Source organism: Paraburkholderia sp. SUR17 (genome assembly GCF_029536165.1).
In the GTDB taxonomy this organism is placed as follows: Bacteria; Pseudomonadota; Gammaproteobacteria; order Burkholderiales; family Burkholderiaceae; genus Paraburkholderia; species Paraburkholderia kururiensis.
Map to the genome: position 1 here is coordinate 1,928,509 of NZ_CP120508.1, position 16,667 is coordinate 1,945,175.

Annotated in this window: 11 protein-coding genes; 7 read left to right on the top strand and 4 right to left on the bottom strand. The window is 67.1% G+C overall.

Going from position 1 to position 16,667, the window contains the following annotated elements:
* Positions 1-3 precede the first annotated feature (3 nt).
* The 3 genes from pncA to P2869_RS08530 form a co-directional block, all read right to left on the bottom strand.
* Positions 4-630, bottom strand: coding sequence for a bifunctional nicotinamidase/pyrazinamidase (gene pncA / locus P2869_RS08520; RefSeq protein WP_277598016.1), 627 nt, complete (start codon positions 628-630; stop codon positions 4-6).
* A gap of 43 nt (positions 631-673) precedes the next feature.
* The gene (locus P2869_RS08525; protein WP_277598017.1) at positions 674-2,755 is read right to left on the bottom strand and encodes a 3-hydroxyacyl-CoA dehydrogenase NAD-binding domain-containing protein; all 2,082 of its coding nucleotides are present in this window, start codon (positions 2,753-2,755) and stop codon (positions 674-676) included.
* A 124-nt stretch (positions 2,756-2,879) separates the two neighbouring features.
* Entirely contained in the window at positions 2,880-4,553 is a 1,674-nt protein-coding gene (locus P2869_RS08530) for a 3-(methylthio)propionyl-CoA ligase (protein ID WP_277598018.1), read from the bottom strand.
* Positions 4,554-4,809: 256 nt separating this feature from the next.
* On the opposite strand from P2869_RS08530, the gene P2869_RS08535 reads away from it, so the two are divergent.
* The 5 genes from P2869_RS08535 to P2869_RS08555 all read left to right on the top strand — a co-directional run bounded on the left by P2869_RS08535 (position 4,810) and on the right by P2869_RS08555 (position 8,870).
* Complete coding sequence (locus P2869_RS08535; protein ID WP_277598019.1) at positions 4,810-6,456, top strand: protein adenylyltransferase SelO; 1,647 nt, start codon at positions 4,810-4,812, stop codon at positions 6,454-6,456.
* A 114-nt stretch (positions 6,457-6,570) separates the two neighbouring features.
* Positions 6,571-6,990, top strand: coding sequence for a peptide-methionine (R)-S-oxide reductase MsrB (gene msrB / locus P2869_RS08540; protein WP_017773882.1), 420 nt, complete (start codon positions 6,571-6,573; stop codon positions 6,988-6,990).
* A gap of 214 nt (positions 6,991-7,204) precedes the next feature.
* Positions 7,205-7,738 (top strand): septation protein A, encoded by a 534-nt coding sequence (locus P2869_RS08545; RefSeq protein WP_126877313.1) that lies wholly within the window; start codon positions 7,205-7,207, stop codon positions 7,736-7,738.
* 3 nt (positions 7,739-7,741) lie between these two features.
* Positions 7,742-8,053, top strand: coding sequence for a BolA family protein (locus P2869_RS08550; protein WP_017773880.1), 312 nt, complete (start codon positions 7,742-7,744; stop codon positions 8,051-8,053).
* 37 nt (positions 8,054-8,090) lie between these two features.
* A complete protein-coding gene (locus P2869_RS08555; protein WP_017773879.1) occupies positions 8,091-8,870 on the top strand; it encodes a peptidylprolyl isomerase in 780 nt (259 codons plus the stop codon).
* 106 nt (positions 8,871-8,976) lie between these two features.
* Here P2869_RS08555 and purL read toward each other — a convergent pair whose 3' ends face one another.
* Positions 8,977-13,053 (bottom strand): phosphoribosylformylglycinamidine synthase, encoded by a 4,077-nt coding sequence (gene purL / locus P2869_RS08560; protein ID WP_277598020.1) that lies wholly within the window; start codon positions 13,051-13,053, stop codon positions 8,977-8,979.
* 369 nt (positions 13,054-13,422) lie between these two features.
* On the opposite strand from purL, the gene P2869_RS08565 reads away from it, so the two are divergent.
* Complete coding sequence (locus P2869_RS08565) at positions 13,423-14,724, top strand: FAD-dependent oxidoreductase (RefSeq protein WP_017773877.1); 1,302 nt, start codon at positions 13,423-13,425, stop codon at positions 14,722-14,724.
* Between the two features lie 66 nt (positions 14,725-14,790).
* Positions 14,791-16,413: an NAD(P)H-hydrate dehydratase gene (locus P2869_RS08570; RefSeq protein WP_277598021.1), complete on the top strand. Its 1,623-nt coding sequence runs from the start codon at positions 14,791-14,793 to the stop codon at positions 16,411-16,413.
* The last annotated feature ends 254 nt before the right edge of the window (positions 16,414-16,667 follow it).

Genomic DNA, 16,667 nt, shown 5'->3' on the forward strand with positions numbered 1-16,667 from the left:
CCTTCAGCGCAGCACCTCGGCGCTCTGCACGCGGCTCACGCCCGCGGCCTGCAACTGCTGCCAGGCCACGGCAAGCGAGCCGTTGAGGTCGATGGCGCGTGTAGCGTCTTCGATTACGACCACCTCGAACCCGGCCGCGCGCGCATCGAGCGCGGACCACGCGACGCAGTAGTCCGTGGCGAGTCCGCAGCACCACACGCGCGTGACGCCTGTCTCGCGCAGATAGCCTGCAAGACCCGTGGGCGTCTTGCGGTCGGCTTCGAGAAACGCCGAGTAGCTGTCCACGTTCGCGTGGTGCCCTTTGCGGATCACGCCGCGCGCATGCGGCACGTCGAGCTCGCTATGGAACTGCGCACCGGGCGTGGCCTGCACGCAGTGCGCGGGCCACAGCACCTGGTCGCCGTACGGCAGCGCGATGGTTTCGAACGGCGCACGGCCCGCATGGTTCGCCGCAAACGAAACGTGCGAGGCCGGGTGCCAGTCCTGTGTGAGCATCACGTGACTGAAGCCGCGTGCAAGCCGGTTCACGACCGGCACGATCTCGTCGCCGTGCGGCACGGCGAGCGCGCCGCCGGGCATGAAATCGTTCTGCACGTCCACGACGAGCAGAACTTCGTGTACGCCTTTCATCTCGTCACTCCGCTGGTGTTCGCTGCGGCTAAAGGTCAATGGGTCAATTAAAACCGCGGCCCTGCGCCGCCAGTTCGACGATGCGCGGCGCGATCTGCCAGGCGTCGCCGTTGGGTTGCGCGGCGTAGCGGCGAATGGCCCGCTCCACGTTGTAAAGGCCCACCGTGTCGGCGTACAGCATCGGGCCGCCGCGCCACAGCGGAAAACCGTAGCCGGTCAGATAGACCATGTCGATGTCCGATGCCTTCGATGCGATGCCCTCTTCCAGAATCTTCGCGCCCTCGTTGACGAGTGCGAACACGAGTCGCTCCACGATCTCGTCGTCGGCGATCTTACGGCGCGCCACGCCGATTTCCTTCGAGTACGCGACGATCATCTCGTCCACCACGGCGGACGGTTGCGCCGTACGGTCGCCCGGTTGGTAGTCGTACCAGCCGCCACCCGTTTTCTGGCCGAAGCGGCCGGCTTCGCAAAGGCGGTCGGCGATCTTCGAGTAGTGCATTTCAGGCTGTTCGCGATAGCGGCGCTTGCGGATGGCCCAGCCGATGTCGTTGCCGGCGAGATCGCTCATGCGGAACGGGCCCATGGCAAAGCCGAATTTTTCGATGGCCCGATCGATCTGCGCAGGCAGCGCCCCTTCTTCCAGCATGAAGAGCGCCTGGCGCAGGTACTGCTCGATCATGCGGTTGCCAATGAAGCCGTCGCACACGCCGGAGACCACTGCGGTCTTCCGGATGGTCTTCGCGACCTGCATCACGGTGGCGAGTACGTCTTTGGCCGTCTCGCGGCCGCGCACCACTTCGAGCAGCTTCATCACGTTGGCCGGGCTGAAGAAGTGCATGCCCACCACGTCCTGCGGCCGCTTCGTGAACGACGCGATGCGGTTCAGGTCCAGCGTCGAAGTATTCGAGGCCAGGATCGCGCCCGGCTTCGCCACTTCGTCGAGCTGACGGAACACCTGCTCTTTCACGCCCAGCTCTTCGAATACGGCTTCGATGACGAGGTCCGCGTCCTTCAGGTCGTCCCACGCGAGCGTCGCGCGAATCAGCGCCATGCGTTTTTCGAGCGAATCGGCGTTGAGCTTGCCCTTCTTCACGCTCGCTTCGTAGTTTTTGCGGATCGTGGCGAGGCCCCGGTCAAGCGCTTCCTGCTTCGTTTCGAGCAGCGTAACCGGCAACCCGGCGTTGGCGAAGTTCATCGCGATGCCGCCGCCCATCGTGCCCGCGCCGATCACCGCGACCTTTTCGATCTTGCGCACCGGCGTGCCGGCGGGTACGTCGGCAATCTTGCTTGCTGCCCGTTCGCCGAAGAACGCGTGGCGCAGCGCGCGGCTTTCCGGCGTTTGCACGAGCGCCATGAAGCATTCACGCTCGATGGCAAGGCCCTTGTCGAAGCCGTTCTTCACGCCAGCCTCGACTGCATCGATGCACTTGTGCGGCGCCGGATAGTGCCTTGCGACCGCGGCCACGCTGTTGCGCGCGAACTGGATGAAGCCCGCGGCGTTCGCATGCTCGATCTCGCGCTTGCGCAACAGCGGATGCGTGCCGCCCTTGTGCGCCACCTTGCGCGCAAACGCGAGCGCCGCGTCGAGCAGGTCGCCTTGCGCGATTTCATCGAAGAGCCCCGTGCCGGCGAGTTTTTCCGACATCACCGGCGTGCCGGACACGATCATGTTGAGCGCGGTTTCGAGGCCCACCGCACGCGGCAGACGCTGCGTGCCGCCGGCGCCAGGCAGCAGGCCCAGCTTGACCTCCGGCAGCGCAATCTGCGCGCCGGGGGCCGCGATGCGGTAATGCGCGCCCAACGCAAGCTCCAGTCCGCCGCCCATCGCGACGCTGTGAATGGCGGCTACGACCGGCTTGGCGCTCGCTTCGACCGCCTTGATGACGGTGCCGAGCATCGGCTCCTGAGTGGCCTTGGGCGTGTTGAATTCGGTGATGTCGGCGCCGCCCGAAAAGGCCTTGCCGGCACCCGTGAGCACGATCGCGACGATGTCCGGGTCGGCATTCGCGCGGTCGAGCCCTGCCACGATGCCGGCCCGCGTGGCGTGGCCCAATCCGTTGACGGGCGGGTTATTGAGGGTAAGGACGGCGATGCCGTCCCGGGTCGTGTAGTCGACTGCCATGTGTCTGCCTCCATGCTTGCCGGTGCGCGTTGGGCGCTGTCGGCTGCATTGTCCGACAAACCCGGGTCAGCTGGAGCATACACAAAAAAGAACGGTCGTTCAATTTAACTGCGCGAGTGGTGGCTCAGTCTCCACCCAGGCCACCGCATTCCCCACCCAGCGCAGTCGGCAGCACGTGGTGACGGAACATATCGCGCAGCTTGAGCTTCTGCAGCTTGCCCGTTGCGGTGTGCGGCAGTTCGTCGACGAACACCACGTCGTCCGGAATCCACCACTTCGCGACCTTGCCTTCGTAGAAGGCGAGCAGGTCTTCGCGCGTCACCGTCTTGCCCGCACGCTTCACGACCACGAGCAGCGGCCGCTCGGTCCAGCGCGGATGCGCGCAGGCGATGCACGCGGCCTCGGCCACGGCGGGATGCGCCACGGCAATGTTCTCGATGTCGATGGAGCTGATCCACTCGCCGCCCGACTTGATGACGTCCTTGCTGCGGTCGGTGATGTTGAGAAAGCCGTCGGCGTCGATCGTGGCGACGTCGCCGGTCGGGAACCAGCCGTTCACGAGCGGCGATTCGTCGTGGCGGAAGTAGCGGTCGATCACCCATGGCCCGCGCACGTGCAGGTCGCCGAACGCCACGCCGTCCCAGGGCAGCTCCGCGCCGTCCGGTCCGACGATTTTCATGTCCACGCCGAACATCGTTCGGCCCTGCTTTTGCAGCAGCGCGTGCTGCGCCTCGCGCGGCCGCTGGGACTGCTCCCAGTTGAGGCTCGCCAGCGTGCCGAGCGGCGACATCTCCGTCATGCCCCAGGCGTGGATCACACGCACGCCGTAGTCGTCCTCGAAGGCGCGCAGCATCGCAGGCGGACAGGCCGAGCCGCCGATCACCGTTCGTTCGAGCGAGTGAAACCGCGTGCCGTGTTGCCGCACGTGGTTGAGCAGGCCCATCCAGACGGTCGGCACGCCCGCTGAAAACGTGACGCGTTCGGCCTCCATGAGCTCGAACAGCGACTTGCCGTCGAGGTCCTTGCCCGGTAGCACAAGCTTGGCGCCCGAAAGCGGCGCGGCATGCGGAATGCCCCATGCGTTCACATGGAACATCGGCACGACGGGCAGCACGGAATCGCGCGACGACAGCCCCATGGCGTCGGGCAGCGACGCCCCGAACGCATGCAGCACAGACGACCGGTGCGAATACAGCGCCCCCTTCGGATGCCCCGTGGTGCCTGACGTGTAGCAGAGGTTCGATGCGCTCTGTTCGTCGAGCACGGGCCAGTCGAACGCGCCGTCTTCGGCTGCGAGCAGCGTTTCGTAGCAGAGCACGGGCGCCGCGATGGACGCGCAGGCAGCAAGGTGCGCCTCGTCGGTCAGCGCGACCCAGGCGCGCACGTTCGGGCACTGCGGCGCGAGTTGCGCAACGAGCGGCGCGAAGGTGGTGTCGAACAGCACATAGCGGTCGTCGGCATCGTTGACGATGAACGCGATCTGCTCGGGAAAAAGGCGTGGATTGATGGTGTGACACACCGCGCCGAAACCGGTCACCCCGAAGTAGGCCTCGAGATGCCGGTAGCCGTTCCAGGCCAGCGTGCCGATGCGCTCGCCCGCTGTGATGCCGAGCCTCATGAGCGCCTGGGCAAGCTGCTTCGAGCGCCGTTCGCAATCGCGATAGGTGTAGCGGTGAATGTCGCCTTCGATGCGGCGCGACACAATCTCGGTGGTGCCGTGATAGCGTGCGGCGTGCGCGATCAGCGACGACACGTTGAGCGGCACGTCCATCATCTGTCCCAGGAGCGGCGTTGTCATTGGCACGGGTCTCCTCACCTCGTTCTGTGCTCGTTTTGTCTTTACCGTGTCTGTCACGGCGCTGCGATGGCAGGCCGCTCGACATTTCGCGAGGCGCCGCGGAGGACAGAACCGCGGTAGCCGCGGCGGCAGTGTGAAGCCCTCGCCACTGAAGCCTCGCTACGGCCCAGCCGTGAGGCCTTGACCGGGCCGGCCAGGCCGCCTGCAGGCCCGCGGACGCGGACTTACAATATCGGTTAATCCAGAGGCGCTCAACATGTCGTTTTCACCAGGCACTTCACAAGCCGCCGGCCGTAGCGACGCGGCTGTGACCACCCATTCCGATGATTCTTCCGCCACGGCGGGCACTGTCGAACAGGGCGCATCCACGTCCGTGCTCTCGCGCGTCACGTCGTCCATCACGACGTCGCGCGAAGGCGCGTTCGCGGGGCTCGGGCCGACCTTCATGACGCGATTGCCCGCCGCGCCGCTGCCGGAGCCCTACGTCGTGGGCTTTTCGGCAGAGACGGCGCGGCTGCTCGGATTCGATCCTGCTGTCGTAAAAGACCCCGGCTTCGCCGCCTGGTTCAGCGGCAACACCACCCGCGACTGGTCCGATCATGCGATGCCTTACGCGTCCGTGTATTCGGGACACCAGTTCGGCGTGTGGGCCGGGCAACTGGGCGACGGACGCGCGATTGGGCTCGGCGAAGTCGAGCACGCCGGCCGGCGCTATGAGCTGCAACTGAAAGGCAGCGGCCGCACGCCCTATTCGCGCTTGGGCGACGGACGCGCCGTGCTGCGCTCGTCGATTCGCGAGTTCCTGTGCTCCGAGGCCATGCACCACCTGGGCATTCCGACCACGCGTGCGCTTTGCGTAACGGGCTCGGATCAGCCGGTGCGACGCGAGGAGATCGAAACGGCGGCAGTGGTCACGCGCGTGTCGCCCAGCTTTGTGCGCTTCGGCCACTTCGAACACTTCTACGCGAACGACCGCGTCGATGCGCTGCGCACGCTCGCCGATCACGTCATCGAGCGCTTCTATCCGCACTGCCGCGAAGCCGACGACCCATACCTCGCGCTGCTTGCCGAGGCAGTGCAGTCCACGGCCGGGCTCGTCGCGCAGTGGCAAGCGGTGGGTTTTTGCCACGGCGTGATGAACACCGACAACATGTCGATTCTCGGCCTCACCATCGACTATGGTCCCTTCGGTTTCATGGACGGCTTCGACGCCGGCCACATCTGCAATCACTCGGACTCGCAGGGCCGCTACGCGTACCGCATGCAGCCGCAGATCGCTTACTGGAACCTGTTCTGCCTCGCGCAGGCGCTGCTGCCCGTCATCGGTGAGCGCCATGAAGAAGCGAAGCGCGGCGAGCGTGCCGTAGAAGACGCGCAGCGCGTGCTGGAAGGTTTCAAGGAACGCTTCGCGCCGTCACTCGAACAGCGGCTGCGCGACAAGCTCGGTCTCGAGACCGCGCGCGACGGCGACGACGCACTCGCCAACCGGTTGCTCGAAATCATGCACGCCAACCGCGCCGACTTCACGCTGACGTTCCGCCATCTCGCCCGTGTATCCAAGCACAGAAAGGACGACGTGAGCGCCGACGCGCCGGTGCGCGACCTGTTCCTCGACCGCGCAGCCTTCGACGCCTGGGCCGCCGACTATCGCACGCGGCTCGCAGCGGAAGCGCGCGACGACGCGTCGCGTGCCGCGGCCATGAATCGCGTGAATCCGAAGTTTGTGTTGCGCAATCACCTTGCGGAAACGGCGATTCGCCGCGCGAAGGAAAAAGACTTCAGCGAGGTGGAACGCCTCGCCGCCGTGCTGCAACACCCATTCGACGAACAGCCCGAATACGAGCGCTATGCGGCGCTGCCGCCCGACTGGGCCGGCTCGCTCGAAGTGAGCTGCTCGTCGTGATCGCACGATTCGCGATGCCACCGTTCTTCGCCCTTTAGCGGGAAAGACCCATGGGAAAGACTCATGGGAGAGCCCCCCGGGCAAGACCCACAGAAACAACCCACAGGACACACCATGACCGAGGACGATCACAACTCCGACGCCTACCCCGGACACCAGGACGACGCTGACTGGCGCTCGAAGCTTTCCGAAACCGAGTACCAGGTGACGCGCCACGCCGCGACCGAGCGCCCGTTCACGGGCCGCTACTGGGACCACTGGGACCGCGGCGTCTACGACTGCGTCTGTTGCGGCACGCCGCTGTTCGAATCGGACACGAAGTTCGACGCGGGTTGCGGCTGGCCGAGCTACTTCCGCCCGATCAACGGCGAGGTCATCGAAGAACGCACCGACCGCTCGCACGGCATGCTTCGCATCGAAGTGCGCTGCAAGCATTGCGGCGCCCATCTGGGCCACGTCTTCGAAGACGGTCCCGCACCCTCCGGCCTGCGGTACTGCATCAATTCGGCTGCGCTACAATTCGAGCCGAAATAACGGCGGGTTTTGCTGGTGGCGCCGGGTTTTGCCAGTCTTGGCTGATCATCGCCGGTACGCCCCCGATTCCGGCAACGACTGAGCGTATTGCCCGGCCCCGCGATTCCACGCCGCCACGCGCCGGGCGGCAACGCGGCACGACGCAAGATGTTTCGCGCGCCGCACCCGCCCCGGCTGCGCCCGCACCTCCCATTCTCCGGAACCTCAACCCACGATGAAATTCCTGTTCGATCTGTTCCCCATCATCCTGTTCTTCATCGCGTTCAAGGTGTGGGGCATCTTCCCGGCCACGGCCGTCGCGATTGCCGCGACGCTCGTGCAGATCGCATGGGTCGCGTTCCGGCATCGCAAGGTCGACACGATGCTGTGGATCAGCCTCGGCGTCGTCACCGTGTTCGGCGGCGCAACGCTCGTGTTCCACAACGACACGTTCATCAAGTGGAAACCCACGGTGCTGTACTGGGCGTTTTCCGTCGTGCTCGTGTTTTCGCAGTTCGCGTTCGGCAAGAATCTGATCGAAGCGATGATGGGCAAGCAGATCACGCTGCCGCACCGCGTGTGGGGCCAGCTCAACATCGTGTGGGCCGTGTTCTTCGTGCTGCTCGGCTTCGTCAACCTGTTCGTTGCCTATAACTTCACGACCGACACTTGGGTCAACTTCAAGCTCTTCGGCGCGACCGGCCTGCTGGTGGTGTTCATCGTCGGGCAGAGCCTGTGGCTCGCGAAGTACATGAAGGAAGAGGAGTAAGACGTGAGCGACACCTTCCTGCACGCCAGCCCCGACGAGCGCCTCGCGCTCATCCGCAGCCGCCTTTGCGCGGCACTTGCGCCCGTGGTTTCCCTCGACGTTCGCGACGACAGCGCGCAGCATGCGGGCCACGCCGGCGCCTCTGCCGGCGGCCATTACAGCGTGACGATCGTGGCCGCCGCGTTCGCGGGCAAGCCACGCGTGGCGCGGCATCGCATGGTGTATGATGCGCTGGCCGATGCGCTGCAGCGCGGCATTCACGCGCTCGCCATCACGGCGTACACGCCCGAAGAAGCCGGCTCGCTGCCCCGCTAGCAAGCCCACATTTCTTTGCTCCGTTAGGACTTTTCCGATGACCTTGAAGAAGACCCGTCTCTGGGTGATGCTGGCTGCGTTCGCGGCCGCGCCCGCGTTTGCACAGAACATCGCCGTCGTGAACGGCACGCCGATTCCGAAGTCGCGCGCCGACGCGCTGATCGCACAGCTCGTGCATCAAGGCCAGCAGGACACGCCGCAACTTCAAACGGCAGTGCGCGAAGAGCTGGTCAATCGCGAAATCCTCATGCAAGAAGCGGCGCGCCGCGGGCTGCCCACGCGGCCGGACATCAAGGCGCAGATCGCCGTTGCCCAGCAGACCGTCGTGCTGCGCGCGCTGATCGAAGACTTCATGAAGAACAACGCGCCCACGGATGCGGATATCAAGGCACGCTACGACAAGCTGGTTCATGAGGCGGGCGGCAAGGAATATCACCTGCACCACATCCTCGTGGACAACGAGCAGCAGGCCAAAGACCTGATCGCAAAGATCAAGGCCGGCGCGAGCTTCGAAGACCTCGCGAAGCAGTACTCGAAGGACCCGGGATCGGGCAAGAACGGCGGCGATCTCGACTGGTCGGATCCGCGCGCCTACGTGCCCGAGTTCGCCGCAGCGGCGCAGAAGCTCCAGCAAGGCCAGATGACGGATACGCCGGTGCACACGCAGTTCGGCTGGCACATCATCCGCGTGGACGGCATTCGCGACATCACCCCGCCGCCGCTCGAACAGGTGAAGACGCAGATCGTCCAGCAGATGCAGCAGGAAAAGCTTCAGGCGTTCGAGGAAAACCTGCGCAAGCAGGCGAAGATCCAGTAACGCCGAACGGAACGGCGCCGTTGCTGTTGCAGCGGCGCGCTTCCAAAAACAATGCCGCCCTCGGGCGGCATTGTCGTTTATGGCGGCGTGCCGCCCGAAAGACCCGTCAACCGAGCCAGCGGCGCGCGTTCTGGAACACGCGCATCCACGGGCTCGCTTCGCCCCAGCCCTCGGGATGCCAGCTCATCTGCACCGTGCGATGCACGCGCTCCATGTGCGGCATCAGCACCGTGAAGCGGCCGTCCGGCGTGGTGACCGAGGTGATGCCGTTCGGCGAGCCATTCGGATTGAACGGATAGCGTTCGGTCGCCGAGCCTTGATGGTCGACGAAGCGCATCGCCACGGCCACGCGCGCCGCGTCGCCCTGCTGCGAGAAGTCGGCGAAACCTTCGCCGTGCGCGACCGCCACCGGAATGCGCGAGCCTTCCATGCCCGCGAAGAAGAGCGACGGCGACGCCTGAACTTCGACGAACGAGAAGCGCGCTTCGAACTTCTCCGACTTGTTGCGCGTGAACTTCGGCCATGCCTCGGCGCCCGGAATCATCGAGGCGAGGCTCGACAGCATCTGGCAGCCGTTACAGATGCCGAGCGCGAACGTGTCCTTGCGCGCGAAGAACGCGGCGAACATGTCGGCCAGTTGGGCATTGAAGCGGATCGTCTTCGCCCAGCCCTCGCCTGCGCCCAGCACGTCGCCGTACGAAAAGCCGCCGCAAGCCACGGCGCCCGTGAAGTCGGCGAGCGTCGCGCGGCCTTCCAGCAGATCGCTCATGTGAACGTCGTGCGCGTCGAAGCCGGCGCGGTCGAAGGCATAGGCCGTTTCGAGATGCGAGTTCACGCCCTGCTCGCGCAGGATCGCCACACGCGGCCGCGCGCCCTTGCCGATGAACGGCGCAGCCACGTCTTCGGCCGGGTCGAACGTGAGGCGTGGCGTGATGCCGGGGTCGTTCGCGTCGAGCAGCGCGTCGTATTCGGCGTCGGCGCACGCGGGGTTGTCGCGCAGGCGCGAGATGCGCCAGCTCACTTCGCTCCACGCACGTTGCAGTTCGGCGCGCGGCGCGCTGTAGACCTTCTTCGCGTCGCGATAGATCTCGATGGTGTCGTGCGTGTTCGGCTTGCCGATCACATGCGAGCACGTCGAAAGACCATGCTCGCGCAGCGCGCCCAGCACCACGTCGCGCTCCGCTGCGCGCACCTGGATTACGGCGCCCAGTTCCTCGGAGAACAGCGCGCGCAGCGTGCGGTCTTCGCGACGGCCGCTCGTCTGCTTTGCCCAGTCTTTGGCGTCGCCGTAGTCGAACTCGTGGTCCGCGTCCAGCGTCAGCATGTCCACGTTCAGCGACACGCCCACGTGCCCCGCGAACGCCATTTCGCAGACCGTGGCCCAAAGGCCGCCGTCCGAGCGGTCGTGATAGGCGAGCAACTGGTCCTTCGCGTTGAGCGACTGAATGGCGTTGAAGAAGCGCTTCAGGTCTTCGGCGTCGTCCACGTCGGGCACCGCGTCGCCGATCTGCTGCGTGACCTGCGCGAAGATGCTGCCGCCCATGCGATGCTTGCCGCGGCCGAGGTCGATGGCGATCAGCACCGAGTCCAGCGCCTCGCCGGCTTCGTCGTGGGTGCGCAGTTGCGGCGTGAGGTGGCGGCGCACGTCTTCCACGGGCGCGAAGGCCGAGATGATGAGCGAGACCGGCGCCACGACTTCCTTCGCGACCCCGTTCTCGTCCCACTTCGTGCGCATCGACAGCGAGTCTTTGCCCACGGGAATGCCGATGCCGAGCGCCGGGCACAGTTCCATGCCGATCGCCTTCACGGTTTCGAAGAGCGCCGCGTCCTCGCCCGGCGAGCCGCACGCGGCCATCCAGTTCGCGGAGAGCTTGAGCTTGTCGAGCGACGCGATGGGCGCCGACGCGATGTTCGTAATGGCCTCGCCCACGGCCATGCGGCCCGATGCGGGCGCGTCGATGACGGCGAGCGGCGTGCGCTCGGCCATCGTCATGGCTTCGCCGTGAAAGCCCGCGTAGTCCATCGTCGTGATCGCGCAGTCGGCCACCGGCACCTGCCACGGGCCGACCATCTGGTCGCGCACGCTGGTGCCGCCCACCGTGCGGTCGCCAATCGTAATGAGGAACGACTTGCTGCCCACCGTCGGGTGGCGCAGCACGCTCGTAGCCACTTCGTCGAAGGCGACGCCCGTCACGTCCACGGGCGTGAGCGTCTTCGCCTCGCGCTTCACGTCGCGGTGCATGCGCGGCGGCTTGCCGAGCAGGATGTCCATGGGCATGTCGACGGGCTGCGGTTCACCCGCGGCGGCATGCTCGGCATCGATCAGCTTCAACTGACGCTCAGCGGTCGCCACGCCGACCACGGCGAACGGGCAGCGCTCGCGCGCGCAGATCGCTTCGAACAGGGCGAGGTCGGTCGGCGCGATGGCGAGCACATAGCGCTCCTGCGCCTCGTTTGACCAGATTTCGCGCGGCGAGAGGCCGCTCTCTTCGAGCGCGACCTTGCGCAGCTCGAAACGCGCGCCCTTGCCCGCGCCGTCGACCAGTTCCGGGAACGCGTTCGAGAGACCGCCCGCGCCGACGTCGTGAATGCTCAGGATCGGATTACCGTCGCCCAGCTGCCAGCACGCGTTGATGACTTCCTGCGCGCGCCGTTCGATTTCAGGATTGCCGCGCTGGACCGAGTCGAAATCCAGTTCTGCCGTGTTGGTGCCGGTGGCCATCGAGCTGGCCGCGCCGCCGCCCATGCCGATGCGCATGCCCGGGCCGCCGATCTGGATCAGCAGCGAACCTTCCGGCAAATCGTGCTTGTGCGTATGCCCGGACGAAATGTTACCGATGCCGCCCGCGATCATGATGGGCTTGTGATAGCCGCGCACGGTGCCGGCCACGTTCTGCTCGTAGACGCGGAAGTAGCCGCCCAGGTTCGGCCGGCCGAATTCGTTGTTGAACGCGGCGCCGCCGAGCGGGCCGTCGATCATGATCTGCAGCGGCGACGCGATGCGGTCCGGGCGGCCATAGGCACCATACATGCCTTCTGCCGAGGGATCACGGTGCGCGAGCGGCTGGGCCACGTCGCGGGCGTTTTCCCAGGCCTCGCGGGCATCGGGCAACTCGAGGTTGGACACCGTGAAGCCCGTCAGACCCGCCTTGGGACGCGCGCCGCGCCCGGTCGCGCCTTCGTCGCGGATCTCGCCGCCGGCGCCTGTGGCGGCACCCGGGAACGGCGAAATCGCCGTGGGGTGGTTGTGCGTCTCCACCTTCATGAGCGTGTGCACGAGCTCGGTGTGGCGGCCGTACTTCTCGTTCGGACCGTCCGTTGCCTTGCGCGGGAACCAGCGCTCGGCGGTGGCGCCTTCCATGATCGCGGAATTGTCCGAGTACGCGACGATCGTGCCCTGCGGATTGAGCTTTTCGGTGTTGCGGATCATCTGGAACAGCGACACGTCCTGCGGCTCGCCGTCGATAGTCCATTGCGCGTTGAAGATCTTGTGGCGGCAGTGTTCGCTGTTGGCCTGCGCGAACATCATGAGTTCGACGTCCGTGGGATTACGGCCGAGCTTCGTGAACGCCTCCACGAGGTAGTCGATCTCGTCTTCCGCCAGCGCGAGCCCCAGCTCGCCGTTCGCGGTCACGAGCGCGGCGCAGCCGTGCGCGATCACGTCGACGGTCGCGAGCGGCTTCGCGGGCAGTTCGTCGAACAGATGCCGGGCGTCGTCACGCGAGGCCACCACGCTCTCGGTCATGCGGTCATGCAGCGCGGCGGCCACCGCGGCGCGCGCCTCGTCCGTGAGCCCTTTCTTGCCGCCGAAGAGGCCGGTCTTCAGCAGCACCGTGTATTCGATGCCGCGTTCGATGCGGCGCACCTGATGCAGACCGCAGTGGTGAGCGATGTCCGTCGCCTTGCTGGCCCACGGCGACACGGTGCCGAAACGGGGCAGCACGAGGAAGCTTTCCTCGGCGCCACGCGCCTCGTCCGCGTCGAACGGCGCGCCGTAGTGCATGAGCGCCTCGATCTTCGCGCGGTCTTCCTCGCCGAGCGGGCTCGTCGCGTTGACGAAATGCAGGAACTGGCCGCGCACGCCGACGATGTTGGCGTCGATCCGGCCGAGCGTTTCGAGCAGGCGGGTTTGACGGAAATCGGAAAGCGCGGACGCGCCGGGGAAACACGAGAAGTGAGCCATGGACTGGACTAGACCTTGCGTCGGTGGACTGATGCGTCGCGCGAGAAGGCGACGTGAGGCGAAAGGGAGACCGCGATTATAACCCGGAAGCGCCTCTTTCCGCCCCTCGTGGGGGCCGCCGGGCTTGGCGCGACGGGGCTGCGCCGGGCGTTTTCGGGTTGCTGCGCGTGCTCGCCCCGGGCTCGTCCCCGGCCGCGCTCGCTGCCGCGTGCATGCCGCGTGCGTGCCGCGCTTTGTATCGTTTGACTGCTATCATTGCCGGTTTCATCGGACCGGCGCGCGCTGTGCGCGCCACATGCTCCCCAAGGGCATGCCCCTACACGGCAAGCACCGCGCACCGCGGCGCTCCGGCCGGCAGATCGAATCATCATGAATGTCATCGTCATCGGCGGCGGGATTGTCGGCGTCGCCACCGCCTACCAGCTGCGCGCCGCGGGCCACCGCGTGTGCGTCGTCGAACGCCACGCCACGGTCGCGCAGGGCGCCACGTGGGGACATAGCGGCATCGTGCTGCCCACGCCGCTCGACGTCTGGTTCGGCCCGACCTTCATGTCGGGCCGCCGCGGCGTGGCAAGCGGCGTCATCAGCAAGACTGGCTTCAACGGGCCCGCGCGCGCCTTCGTACGCCGGCTCGCCGCGCTGCAGGACGCGAATGCGTTCGCCGCGCAGTACGAGCGGCTGCGCCCGCTCGTGGAATCCGCGCGCGACGCGCTTACCGATATCGAAAGTCGCTTCGGACTCGAATTCGAGCAGAGCACCGGCGTGCTGCACCTCGTGCGCGGCAGCGCCGACTGGGAACTCACGCAGCCTGCACTCGACCTGCTGCGCCGCTTCGAGGTGCCGCATCACGTGCTCACGCCTGCCGAATGCGCCGAACACGAGCGCGCCGTGCCGTCCGAGCCCGCCTTTGCGGGCGGCGTGCTGTTCGAGTCCGAACGCACCGCGAACTGCCCGCTCTTCGTCAAACTGCTCAAACAGGTGCTCGACACCGAAGGCGGCGTGCAATTCCAGACCGGCCGCGAAGTCACCGCGATCCGCCTCGATAACACGCGCGCCGCAGTCGAGCTGGCGCCGCGCGAAGGCGAACCGGCACGATCGCGTGAAGTCGACGTGATTTCGGGTGACGCCGTGGTGCTCGCCGCGGGCGCGGGCAGCCTGCCGCTCGCCGCTCGCCTCGGGCTGCGCCTGCCGCTCTATCCGCTGCGGTTGCACACGCTCACCGCGCCCATCGCGCACGAAGAATGCGCGCCGCACATGACCGTGATCGACAGCGTGAAGCGCATCGTGATCGCGCCGCTCAGCCAGCGCCTGCGCATTGCCGGCGGCGCGGTGCTGCAGGCGGCCGGGCTCGCCGACAAGCCGTTGCCCGAAGCGCTCACCGAAGACGCGCTCGCGCTGCTCGGCGAAGCATCGCGCGACTGGGTGCCCGGCGCGGCGAAGATTTCCGCCGCGCTGCCATGGGAAGGGCTCAAGCTGCTCGCGTCGGACGGCCTGCCCGCTGTCGGCAATGCGCTCCACCCGCGATTGTTCGTCAACGCCGGACATGGCCCGGCCGGTTGGGGCGTGGCGCTCGGCTCTGCTAAAGTGGTTGCAGACCTCGTGTCGGGCGCAACGCCTGCCGTGCCGCCCGACACGCTCGCCGCGCTGCGGCCCGAGCGGCTGCAAGACTAGCCGACGCGCCGTGGCGGGGCTCTTCACCCGGCTTCCTCAACCGGGGTTCCTCTCCGACCCGCCGCCATGACCGACGCCTCCTCGCCCGCCTCTTCGCCCGTCTCGCCTACCTCCCCCGCGCTTGTTTCCACTCAGGACCGCGCGCTGCCGCTGCTCACGGTAGCGGACCTGCGCGCCTGCGAGGCACACGCCGAAGCCACGCTGCCCGCCCACACGCTGATGGCGCGTGCCGGCGCCGCTGCGGCGCACTGGCTGCGGGAGCACGCCGCGCATGACGGTTCCGTCGATGCGGCCCACCCGGTCTGGCTGGTCGCCGGCCCCGGCAACAACGGTGGCGACGCGCTCGTGATGGCGACGCAACTCCTGCGCGCAGGCGTCGCCGTCGAGGTCTGCATGCCGGTCGACGTGAAGCCCGAAGATGCGCGCTGGGCGCTGGCCGAAGCCCGCGCCGCGGGCGTGCCCATTTCGGTGGAACCGCCCGCTTCGTTCGAAAACTTCGGCTGGCTGGTGGACGGCATGTTCGGCATTGGGCTCGGACGGCCGCTCGACGGCGTGTTCGCTGCCCTCGCCGGGCGTCTGGGCGAGCATGCGCGCACTCACGGGCGCGTGCTGGCGCTCGACGTGCCGAGCGGGCTCGACAGCGATACCGGCAACATCGTGGGCGGCGGCGTGGCGGTGCGCGCGACGCACACGCTCACCTTCATCGGTGCGAAGCCTGGGCTCTTCATGACTGCCGGGCGTGATTGCGCGGGCACGGTCACGGTCGCGACCATCGGCGTCATCGGCGTCATCGGCGTCGACACGCAGACGCCCGCACTTCTCAATACGCCCGCGCTGCTCAACGCGCCCGCCCTCTTCGCATCGCATCTGCCGGCACGCGGCTTCGCCACGCACAAGGGCACGTTCGGCAGCCTCGCGGTGGTGGGCGGCGACACCGGCATGTGCGGCGCACCGGTGCTCGCGGCACGAGCCGCGCTCTACGCGGGCGCGGGGAAGGTTCACGTTGCGTTCATCGGTAGCGGCTGGCCGCCCTACGACGCGCCGCATCCCGAACTCATGCTCCATGCCGCAGACGATCTGCCGCTCGACACGATGGACGCGCTCGCCGTGGGCTGCGGCATGGGCGGCAGCGACCACGCGCGCGACGTGGTGACCCGCGCGTTGCAAACGGGCGTGCCCGCAGTGCTCGATGCCGACGCGCTAAACCTGCTTTCCCGCGACGAAGCACTGGCCGGCCAACTGGTGACACGCAAGGCGCCTGCGTCGCCCTGCGTGCTCACACCGCATCCGCTGGAAGCAGCGCGCCTGCTCGGCTCCGACGCGCGCAGCGTGCAGCACGACCGGCTCGCTGCCGCACGGGCGCTCGCCTCGCGCTTCGCATCGGTTGTGGTGCTCAAAGGCAGCGGCACGGTGATTGCTGCGCCCGACGGCCGACTCGCGGTGAATCCCACGGGCAATGCCGGCCTCGCCACGGGCGGGACCGGCGACGTGTTGGGGGGCATCATCGGTGCGCTGCTCGCGCAGCGGCTGCCGGCCTGGGACGCCGCGCTCGCCGGTGTCTATCTGCATGGTCTTGCCGCGGAACATCTCACGGCGCGCGGCGACGGCCCCGCGGGGCTCACGGCGGGCGAACTCGCGCCGATGGTCCGTGCGCTGCTCAACCGGCTCTTCTACCGCGACGCGCCCTGAGTTCCTGAGCATGCCGCGGTCACACGACGACGCTATACTGACCCACTGCGCCGCCTTCCGCCGCCGCCCTGCTGCAATGCTTATGTGTTGCAATGCCTGATCGGCGGTCCTGCTGCCTTCGCGATGCGATGTGGTCCCGCGAGTGATCGACGTGATGCGACTGCGCCCCACGTCGCTCTGTTTCGCGGCAAGCCCGTCGTTCCTCATGAGCAGCAGGTGCATGGCGCGCCGGGGCTCGTACGCCTCATCGCCGG